At 68.2% G+C, this 10,601-nt stretch carries 5 protein-coding genes; 4 read left to right on the forward strand and 1 reads right to left on the reverse strand.

From position 1 onward, the window contains the following. The first annotated feature begins 32 nt into the window (after positions 1–32). The 3 genes from rpoB to NFX31_RS03795 all read left to right on the forward strand — a co-directional run bounded on the left by rpoB (position 33) and on the right by NFX31_RS03795 (position 9,086). The gene (gene rpoB, locus NFX31_RS03785) at positions 33–3,533 is read left to right on the forward strand and encodes a DNA-directed RNA polymerase subunit beta (RefSeq protein ID WP_045248877.1); all 3,501 of its coding nucleotides are present in this window, start codon (positions 33–35) and stop codon (positions 3,531–3,533) included. A gap of 78 nt (positions 3,534–3,611) precedes the next feature. Beyond that, the gene (gene rpoC / locus NFX31_RS03790; protein WP_045248876.1) at positions 3,612–7,478 is read left to right on the forward strand and encodes a DNA-directed RNA polymerase subunit beta'; all 3,867 of its coding nucleotides are present in this window, start codon (positions 3,612–3,614) and stop codon (positions 7,476–7,478) included. A gap of 210 nt (positions 7,479–7,688) precedes the next feature. Beyond that, positions 7,689–9,086, forward strand: coding sequence for an MFS transporter (locus NFX31_RS03795; RefSeq protein ID WP_091478270.1), 1,398 nt, complete (start codon positions 7,689–7,691; stop codon positions 9,084–9,086). Positions 9,087–9,099: 13 nt separating this feature from the next. On the opposite strand, the gene NFX31_RS03800 is transcribed toward NFX31_RS03795, so the two are convergent. After that, positions 9,100–9,696: a hypothetical protein gene (locus NFX31_RS03800; protein ID WP_262956821.1), complete on the reverse strand. Its 597-nt coding sequence runs from the start codon at positions 9,694–9,696 to the stop codon at positions 9,100–9,102. Positions 9,697–9,838: 142 nt separating this feature from the next. Here NFX31_RS03800 and NFX31_RS03805 point away from each other — a divergent pair, with 142 nt between their 5' ends. Further along, complete coding sequence (locus tag NFX31_RS03805; RefSeq protein ID WP_262956822.1) at positions 9,839–10,597, forward strand: carbohydrate kinase family protein; 759 nt, start codon at positions 9,839–9,841, stop codon at positions 10,595–10,597. Positions 10,598–10,601: the final 4 nt, after the last annotated feature.

Genomic DNA, 10,601 nt, shown 5'->3' on the forward strand with positions numbered 1-10,601 from the left:
GACGCCCTTCGGGGCTCACGGAGGTTATTCCCTTGGCTGCTGCTCGCAACGCATCCACTCCCACCACCACCAAGAACGGACGCGGCCACTCCCGCCTCTCGTTCGCCAAGATCTCCGACACGCTGACGGTCCCCGACCTGCTGGCCCTGCAGACCGAGTCCTTCGACTGGCTCGTGGGCAACGAGTCCTGGAAGCAGCGCGTCGCGGAGGCCAAGAAGGCCGGCCGCAAGGACGTGCCCGAGGCCAGCGGCCTCGAGGAGATCTTCGAGGAGATCTCCCCGATCGAGGATCTGAGCGAGACCATGCAGCTCTCGTTCACGAACCCGTACCTGGAGCCCGAGAAGTACTCCATCGAGGAGTGCAAGGAGCGCGGCAAGACGTACGCGGCCCCGCTCTACGTCGAGGCCGAGTTCATGAACCACCAGACCGGTGAGATCAAGACCCAGACGGTCTTCATGGGCGACTTCCCGCTCCAGACCGCCAAGGGCACCTTCATCATCAACGGCACCGAGCGCGTCGTCGTGTCGCAGCTCGTCCGCTCCCCGGGCGTCTACTTCGACAAGACCCCCGACAAGACGAGCGACAAGGACATCGTGTCCGCTCGCGTCATCCCCTCGCGCGGCGCCTGGCTCGAGTTCGAGATCGACAAGCGCGACCAGGTCGGCGTGCGCATTGACCGCAAGCGCAAGCAGTCCGTCACGGTCTTCCTGAAGGCCCTCGGCCTGACCAGCGAGGAGATCCTCGCCGAGTTCGCCGGCTTCACCTCGATCGAGGAGACGCTCGCGAAGGACACGATCCTCACCAAGGAGGACGCGCTCCGCGACATCTACCGCAAGCTCCGTCCGGGCGAGCAGGTCGCCGCCGAGGCCGCCCGCGCGCTGCTGGACAACTTCTACTTCAACCCGAAGCGCTACGACCTCGCCAAGGTGGGCCGCTACAAGATCAACCAGAAGCTGGGCCTCGACCTGCCCCTGGACGAGTCCGTCCTCACGGTCAAGGACGTCGTCGAGACCATCAAGTACCTGGTGCGCCTGCACGCCGGCGTGGAGACCTTCGAGGGCATCCGCGGTGGCAAGAAGGCCGAGATCCGTCTCGCGACCGACGACATCGACAACTTCGGCAACCGCCGCATCCGCGCCGTCGGCGAGCTCATCCAGAACCAGGTCCGCACGGGTCTGAGCCGCATGGAGCGCGTCGTCCGCGAGCGCATGACCACGCAGGACATCGAGGCGATCACGCCGCAGACCCTGATCAACGTGCGCCCCGTCGTCGCCGCGATCAAGGAGTTCTTCGGCACCTCGCAGCTGTCGCAGTTCATGGATCAGAACAACCCGCTCGCGGGTCTGACCCACAAGCGCCGCCTCTCGGCCCTCGGCCCCGGTGGTCTGAGCCGCGACCGCGCCGGCGTCGAGGTGCGCGACGTGCACCCCTCGCACTACGGCCGCATGTGCCCGATCGAGACCCCGGAAGGCCCGAACATCGGTCTGATCGGCTCGCTCGCCACGTTCGCGCGGATCAACTCCTTCGGCTTCATCGAGACGCCGTACCGCAAGGTCGAGGGTGGCAAGGTCACCGAGCACATCGACTACCTGACCGCCGCCGAGGAGGTCGACTTCAACATCGCGCAGGCGAACGCACCGCTCGACAAGGACGGCCGCTTCACCGAGGCGCACGTCCTGGCGCGTCCGAAGGGCGGATCCGGCGAGGTCGACATGTTCCTCCCCGAGGAGATCGGCTACATCGACGTCTCCCCGCGCCAGATGGTGTCGGTCGCGACCTCGCTCGTGCCGTTCCTCGAGCACGACGACGCGCAGCGCGCGCTCATGGGCGCCAACATGCAGCGTCAGGCCGTGCCGCTGCTCCGTTCCGAGTCGCCGTTCGTCGGCACCGGTATGGAGGGCTACGCCGCCATCGACGCCGGTGACGTGATCACCGCCGACAAGGCCGGTGTGGTGTCCGAGGTCTCCGCAGACCGCGTCGTGGTCATGCTCGACGAGGGCGGCACGCAGGAGTACTACCTGCGCAAGTTCGACCGCTCGAACCACGGCACGTCCTACAACCAGAAGGTCGTCGTCTCGGCCGGCGAGCGCGTCGAGGTCGGCGAGGTCATCGCCGACGGCCCCGCCACCGAGAACGGCGAGCTCGCGCTCGGCAAGAACCTCCTCGTCGCCTTCATGACGTGGGAGGGTCACAACTTCGAGGACGCGATCATCCTCAGCCAGGACCTGGTGAAGGACGACACCCTCTCCTCGATCCACATCGAGGAGTACGAGGTCGACTCGCGCGACACGAAGCTCGGCAAGGAGGAGATCACCCGTGACCTCCCCAACGTCAGCCCCGAGCTCCTGAAGGACCTGGACGAGCGCGGCATCATCCGCATCGGCGCCGAGGTCCGCCCCGGCGACATCCTCGTCGGCAAGGTCACGCCGAAGGGTGAGACCGAGCTGAGCGCCGAGGAGCGTCTGCTCCGCGCGATCTTCAACGAGAAGAGCCGCGAGGTCCGCGACACGTCCCTGAAGGTGCCGCACGGCGAGCAGGGCACGGTCATCGCGGTCAAGGAGTTCAACGCCGAGGACGGCGACGACGAGCTCGGCTCGGGCGTCAACCGCCGCGTCGTGGTCTTCATCGCCCAGAAGCGCAAGATCACCGAGGGCGACAAGCTCGCCGGCCGTCACGGCAACAAGGGCGTCATCGCGAAGATCCTGCCCGTCGAGGACATGCCGTTCCTCGCCGACGGGACCCCGGTCGACGTCATCCTGAACCCGCTCGGCATCCCCGGCCGCATGAACTTCGGCCAGGTGCTGGAGACCCACCTCGGATGGGTCGCCAAGCAGGGCTGGAAGATCGAGGGCAACCCGGAGTGGGCGGCGAACCTCCCCGCGGAGGCGTTCGACGTCGCCCCGGGCACCAAGGTCGCGACCCCGGTGTTCGACGGTGCTCACCAGGAGGAGATCGAGGGTCTGCTCGACTCGACCCTGCCGACCCGTGACGGCGTGCGCCTGATCGACTCCTCCGGCAAGACCACCCTGTTCGACGGCCGCTCCGGCGAGCCGTTCCCGGGGCAGATCTCCGTGGGCTACATGTACATCCTGAAGCTCCACCACCTGGTCGACGACAAGATCCACGCGCGTTCGACGGGCCCCTACTCGATGATCACCCAGCAGCCGCTCGGCGGTAAGGCCCAGTTCGGCGGCCAGCGCTTCGGTGAGATGGAGGTGTGGGCGCTCGAGGCCTACGGCGCCGCATACGCACTGCAGGAGCTCCTCACGATCAAGTCCGACGACATCCTCGGCCGCGTCAAGGTGTACGAGGCCATCGTCAAGGGCGAGAACATCCAGGAGCCGGGCATCCCGGAGTCGTTCAAGGTGCTCATGAAGGAGATGCAGTCGCTCTGCCTGAACGTCGAGGTCCTCTCGGCCGACGGCACGGCGGTCAACCTCCGCGACACCGACGACGAGGCCTTCCGCGCCGCCGAGGAGCTGGGGATCAACATCTCCAGCCGCTTCGAGTCCGCATCCATCGACGAGATCTGAGCCTTCGGGGGCCCGGATCCACTCCGGGCTCCCCGAACTCCCCACTTTTCTTAAGAGAATTTCGACACAGGAGAACTAGTGCTCGACGCAACAACCTTCGATGAGCTTCGCATCGGCCTCGCCACCGCAGACGACATCCGCAAGTGGTCGTACGGTGAGGTCAAGAAGCCCGAGACCATCAACTACCGCACGCTGAAGCCGGAGAAGGACGGCCTGTTCGGCGAGCAGATCTTCGGCCCCTCCCGCGACTGGGAGTGCGCCTGCGGCAAGTACAAGCGCGTGCGCTTCAAGGGCATCGTGTGCGAGCGCTGCGGCGTGGAGGTCACCAAGAGCTCCGTCCGCCGTGAGCGCATGGGCCACATCGAGCTTGCCGCGCCCGTCACCCACATCTGGTACTTCAAGGGCGTGCCCTCGCGCCTCGGGTACCTGCTGGACATGGCGCCGAAGGACCTCGAGAAGGTCATCTACTTCGCCGCGTACATGGTCATCTCGGTCGACGAGGACGCGCGTCACCGCGACCTGGCGACCCAGGAGAACAACATCCGCCTCGAGCTGAAGACGCTCGGCGACCGCCGCGACGCCAAGATCGCGGAGCGCCTGGCCAAGCTGGAGGAGGAGCTCGCGGCCCTCGAGGCCGAGGGCGCCAAGGCCGACGCCAAGAAGAAGGTCAAGGACGCCGCCGAGAAGGAGATGTCCCTGATCCGCAAGGGCGCCGACGAGGCGATCGTCAAGCTCGAGCGCGTGTGGGAGGACTTCCGCACCCTCGAGGTCGGGGCCCTGCGTCCCGAGGACGACGTGTTCCACGAGCTGCAGGACCGCTTCGGCCAGTACTTCGAGGCGCACATGGGCGCCGAGGCGATCCAGCGTCGCCTCGCGGCGTTCGACCTGGCCGCCGAGTCGGAGAAGCTGCACCTGCAGATCTCCGAGGGCAAGGGCCAGCGCAAGATCCGCGCGATCAAGCGCCTCAAGGTCGTGAACTCGTTCCTGGAGACCGGCATGAGCCCGGCCGCCATGGTGCTCGACGTCGTGCCGGTGATCCCGCCGGAGCTGCGGCCGATGGTGCAGCTGGACGGTGGTCGCTTCGCGACCAGCGACCTGAACGACCTGTACCGCCGTGTGATCAACCGCAACAACCGTCTTCGTCGTCTGATCGACCTCGGCGCCCCCGAGATCATCGTCAACAACGAGAAGCGCATGCTGCAGGAGGCCGTCGACGCGCTGTTCGACAACGGCCGCCGCGGTCGTCCCGTCACGGGCACCGGCAACCGCGCCCTGAAGTCCCTCAGCGACATGCTGAAGGGCAAGCAGGGGCGCTTCCGCCAGAACCTGCTCGGCAAGCGCGTGGACTACTCGGGCCGTTCGGTCATCATCGTCGGCCCGCAGCTCAAGCTGCACCAGTGCGGTCTGCCCAAGACGATGGCGATCGAGCTGTTCAAGCCGTTCGTGATCAAGCGCCTGATCGACCTGGGCCACTCGCAGAACATCAAGGCGGCCAAGCGCGCCGTCGAGCGCATGCGTCCCGAGGTCTGGGACGTGCTCGAGGAGATCATCCGCGAGCGCCCCGTGCTGCTGAACCGCGCCCCCACCCTGCACCGCCTGGGCATCCAGGCCTTCGAGCCGCAGCTCGTCGAGGGCAAGGCCATCCAGCTGCACCCGCTCGTCTGCGCGGCGTTCAACGCCGACTTCGACGGTGACCAGATGGCCGTGCACCTGCCGCTCTCGGTCGAGGCTCAGGCCGAGGCCCGCGTGCTGATGCTCGCGTCGAACAACATCCTCAAGCCGTCCGACGGCCGCCCGGTCACCCTGCCCTCGCAGGACATGATCATCGGCCTGCACCACCTGACCACGGTCAAGGAAGGTGCGCTCGGAGAGGGTCGTGCGTTCGGCTCGGTGGGCGAGGCGATCCTGGCGAAGGACGAGGGCACCCTCGACCTGCAGGCCAAGGTCCGCATCCGCATCCCGGGGCTGACGTTCCTCGAGGGCGAGGCCCCCGAGGGCTACGACAACCACGGGCTCGTGGACACGTCGCTCGGCCAGGCGATCTTCAACGACACCCTGCCGAAGGGCTACCCGTTCGTGCGCGAGGTCGCCGACAAGGGCAAGCTGTCGCAGATCGTCAACAAGCTCGCCGAGGAGTACCCCAAGGTCGAGACCGCCGCGTCGCTGGACCGCATCAAGGACGCCGGCTTCTACTGGGCCACGCGCTCGGGTGTGACCGTCGCGCTCAGCGACGTCATCACCCCGCCGAACAAGGCGGAGATCGTCGCGGGCTACGAGAAGCAGGCCGAGAAGATCCAGGCGCAGTACGACAAGGGTCTGACCACCGACGCCGAGCGTCGTCAGGAGCTCGTCGAGCTCTGGACGAAGGCGACCAACGAGGTCCAGGCCGAGATGCAGGCGAACTTCCCCGAGGACAACACCATCAATCGCATGGTGTCGTCGGGTGCTCGTGGTAACTGGCTGCAGATCCGTAACATCGCCGGTATGCGCGGTCTGGTGAACAACACCAAGGGTGAGTTCATCCCGCGTCCGATCATCTCCTCGTACCGCGAGGGCCTGTCGGTGGCGGAGTACTTCATCGCCACGCACGGTACCCGTAAGGGTCTCGCCGACACCGCTCTGCGTACGGCCGACTCGGGCTACCTGACCCGTCGTCTGGTCGACGTCTCGCAGGACGTCATCATCCGTGAGGACGACTGCGGCACGTCGAAGGGCCTCGAGCTCCCGATCGCCGCGCCGAACAGCGCCGGCGAGCTGGTGCGCGACGCGAACGTGGAGAACTCCGTGTTCGCCCGTACGCTCGCGTCCGACGTCGTGAACGCAGCCGGCGAGGTTCTCGCCACGGCCGGTGAGGACGTCGGCGACGTGCTCATCGACAAGCTCGTCGCGGCGGGCGTGGAGTCGATCAAGGTCCGCTCCGTGCTGACCTGCGACTCGGCGGTCGGCGTCTGCGCGCAGTGCTACGGTCGCTCGCTGGCCACCGGCAAGACGGTGGACATCGGCGAGGCCGTCGGCATCATCGCGGCCCAGTCGATCGGTGAGCCCGGCACACAGCTGACGATGCGTACCTTCCACCTCGCGTCGGCCGGTGACATCACGCAGGGTCTGCCCCGTGTGCAGGAGCTCTTCGAGGCCCGTACCCCGAAGGGTGCCACCCCGATCGCCGAGGCCGACGGCCGCATCACGATCGAGGAGACCGACAAGTCCAAGAAGGTCATCCTCACGCCCGACAACGGCGACGAGGAAGTGGTCTACCCGGTGCTGAAGCGTGCGACACTCCTCGTCGAGGACGGCCAGCACGTCTCGGTCGGTGACCCGCTGCAGGTCGGAACGCTCGACCCCAAGGAGGTCATGCGCGTCATGGGCGCCCGCGAGGTGCAGCGCTACCTCGTCAGCGGCGTGCAGGACGTGTACCGCTCCCAGGGTGTGCCGATCCACGACAAGCACATCGAGGTCATCGTGCGCCAGATGCTGCGCAAGGTCACCGTCGTCGACCACGGCGACACGACCCTGCTCCCCGGCGAGATGCTCGACGCCCGTCGCTACCAGGACGTCAACCGTGAGGCCGTCGCGGCGGGCAAGCGCCCGGCGTCCGGCCGTCCGGAGCTGATGGGTATCACCAAGGCGTCGCTGGCGACCGAGTCCTGGCTGTCGGCCGCGTCCTTCCAGGAGACGACCCGCGTGCTCACGCAGGCCGCCATGGAGGGCAAGAGCGACCCGCTGGTCGGCCTCAAGGAGAACGTCATCATCGGTAAGCTCATCCCGGCCGGAACCGGTCTGCGCCGCTACCGCGACATCACCGTGGAGGCGACCGAGGAGGCCAAGAGCGAGCGCTACCCGAACCGGATCTTCGCATCCGACGGGGCGTACGCCGACGGCGACTTCGGCTACGTCGACTTCGACGCGTTCTCGACCGACGACATCACCCCCGGCACCTACAACTGAGCGAGGCGAGAGCCGCGCTGAGTGACGGACTGATCGTCTGACGGAAGGGCCCCGGATCTTCGGATCCGGGGCCCTTCCCGTTGCGTCGAAGGCGATGCGCGCGGGGCGTCGGAGACATCGGAGACGTCGGAATGGGTATGCGCTTTCCCAGTTTCGGTATACGCTTTCCGGTACGTGCTCTCGAGGCAGAGCGCACGGGAGGAGGATGCGATGACGCACGCAGCAGAGCAGCGGGACGACACCTCGGTCGCGTGGCGGCGGCCCGGCGCGCCGGAGAACATCGTCAGCCGCATGGAGCGATTGCCGTTGAGCCGCTGGCAGGTGCGCACCCGCCTTCTGATCGGCACCGGGACCTTCTTCGACGCGTTCGACGCGCTGGCGATCGCACAGGTGCTCCCGGTCCTCGCGCCGCTGTGGGGATTGAACGGCGTGCAGATCTCGATGCTCATCGCGATCGGCTACCTCGGGCAGCTGATCGGTGCCCTGGCCATCGGATACGTCGCCGAGAGGCTGGGGCGGACGAGAGCGATGGCGCTGGCGATCGTCATCTTCTCCGTGTTCTCGATCGCCTGCGCGTTCGCGCCCGGTTACGGGGTTCTGCTCGTCGCCCGTTTCCTGCAGGGCATCGGGCTGGGCGGACAGGTGCCGATCGGCGCCGTCTACATCAACGAGATCACCAAGGCACAGGGACGCGGTCGGTTCGTGCTGCTCTTCGAGCTCGTGTTCTCTTTCGGGGTGGTGCTGTGCGCGGTCGTCGGGCGACTCGTCGTTCCCACGCTCGGCTGGCACGTGCTGTTCCTCATCGGCGCGCTGCCGATCCTGGCGGTGCCGTTGATCCTGCGCGGGATCCCGGAGTCGCCGCGCTGGCTGGCCGCGCTCCCGGACCCGGCGAAGGCGGATCGGCAGATGTCGCGGATCGAGGACGGCGTGCGGAGGGCGAGCGGCACAGAGCTGCCCGCACCACAGCCGACCTCGGTCGCCGTCGCCGCGGGGCGAGGGCGCTTCGCGGAGCTCCTCAGCCCCGCGTACCGTCGGCGCACGCTCACGGTCTGGGTGATCTGGTTCGCGACGTACATCGTCTACTACGGCATCGGCACCTGGCTCCCCTCGCTCTATCAGGGCACGTTCAGGCTTCCGCTGGATCAGGCTCTGAACTACGCCCTCATCGGCAACATCGGCGCATTCCTGGGGGCCGCGCTCTGCGCGCTTACGATCGATCGCCTGGGGCGCAAGCGACTCTTCGTCTTCTCTCTCGCGGGCACCGCCGTGATGATGGCGATCCTGGCGGTGCTGGGCGCGAGCGCGGCCTGGCAGGTGCTCGTCTTCGGATCGCTCGCCTATTTCTTCGCGGGCGCCGCCAGCATCGGCCTGTATCTGTACACACCGGAGATCTACCCGACGCGGATCCGTGCCGTCGGCGTCGGCACCGCGACGGGCTGGCTGCGCATCGCGTCGATGATCGGCCCGATCGTGGTCGGCTTCTTCGCGAGCAAGAGCTTCGGCATCGCGTGCGGCGTGTTCGCCGTCGTCGCGGCGGTGAGCGTGCTCGTGGTGCTGCGCTGGGCGGTCGAGACCAAGGAGCGTGTGCTGGAGGAGATCTCCGGCTGACCCCGCGTCGGCCTCAGGATCCGAAGATGCTCGCGATGATGCTCGACGTGAAACCGGTGGGGGCGAGGTTCGAGTAGCGGGTGTCGATCAGCACGTCGTCGCGCCAGAACAGCGTGCGCCCGTCGGTGACGGGGTACTGGGCGTCAGGCCATTCCTTCTCGCAGCGTGTGCCCTTGTCGGGTGTGTAGCAGGAGAAGCCCTGTGTCTTCACGAGCCCGTTCAGCAGGTCGAGAGCCTCGCCGCGGGCCTTCCGTGAGATCGTCGTGGAGATGTTCGTGGTGTCCGACTTCGGGTCGGCCCAGATGCAGATGAGGCTGCCGTCTCCCTGCACGCCGCTCGGCCCGTACGCGGGCGAGTTCAGCGGGAGGTCGCCGAGCTGTGCCTGGACGGGCGCGGAGAGGAGCGCCTTGCAGTCGGTGGGAAGCGCCACCGGCGCCGGCGTCGGCGTGGGGCTCGGTGACGGTGACGTGCTGCTCCCGGGCCTGGTCGCGCTCGCGCCGGCGGTCGCGGGGGTCGACGAAGCAGGATCCGTCGCCGCCGGCGTGCACGCGGCGAGTATCGCGACCAGGCTGAGGAGGGCCGGCACGACCGCGACGCTGCGACTCTTCATGGCGCAAGGATAGGGCTCGTCGGTTCGGGGGAGCGGCAGCGCCGTGCACCGGTTCGGCGCGCCGCGCCCGAGCACCGGTGCCCGAGGGGGCGTGCCGCTCTCCGGAGTAGCCTGGGGGAAGCATGGGGGAAGAGGGGGCGGCATGGCCGAGCAACGGGTGGTGATCCTGGGTGACACGCGGATCGACGAGATCCGCGATCCCGGCGGGATGCGCGAGAGCGTGGGCGGCGACGCCGTCGAGCTGGCGGACGCCCTGCGGGGCCACGGCCTCGCGCTGACGATCGTCGCCCCCGTGGGCGAGGACTCCGACGGAGAGCGGATCCGCACGGTGCTGCAGGATCGCGGCATCCGGCTCGTCGTGGTCCCCGCGCCCGAGGGCACGCCGCGTCGTTCGCTCGTACGCGACCGCAGCGGCGCCGAGGTCGAGCTGCGCCGAGGCGGCGGCGCGTTCTCCGACACCCGCCGCTCGCTCGCGGCGCAGGCCGAGGCCGACGTGATCGTCGACCTCCGCCAGGGCATCGAGAGCACGGTGGCCGAGGAGCGCGACGCGGTGCTGCGCGCCCTGGGCCTGGCCGATGCTCCCGAGGAGCCGGTCCGCGAAGGAGGCGCATCGGCGGCTCCCGGCACGTCGCGCCCGCTTGACGTGTCGACGGACGCCACGACCCCCGCGCCGGACGCTGCGACCGCCGCGACGAGATCGGACGACGCGTCCGTCGCCGGAGCCGCGGTCTCCGCGGCGCCGTCCGCCGCAGCGACGACCGCCGTGCTCCTGCCGGCGCCGATCGTGGCGGGCACCGTCCGTCACGCGCCGGTGCGCCTGATTCCCGAGCCGCTCGTCGCGCACGCACCGGCACAGGACTGGCACGGCCTCGAGGCGCGTCTCGCCCGCATCGCCACCTGACGCC

The organism is Microbacterium azadirachtae, from assembly GCF_025583665.1.
Classification (GTDB): domain Bacteria; phylum Actinomycetota; class Actinomycetes; order Actinomycetales; family Microbacteriaceae; genus Microbacterium; species Microbacterium azadirachtae.

Coding starts and splice junctions, on each gene's coding strand:
- NFX31_RS03795 (WP_091478270.1), top strand. CDS start 7,689: ATGACGCACGCAGCAGAGCAGCGGGACGACACCTCGGTCGCGTGGCGG.
- NFX31_RS03800 (WP_262956821.1), bottom strand. CDS start 9,696: ATGAAGAGTCGCAGCGTCGCGGTCGTGCCGGCCCTCCTCAGCCTGGTC.
- NFX31_RS03805 (WP_262956822.1), top strand. CDS start 9,839: ATGGCCGAGCAACGGGTGGTGATCCTGGGTGACACGCGGATCGACGAG.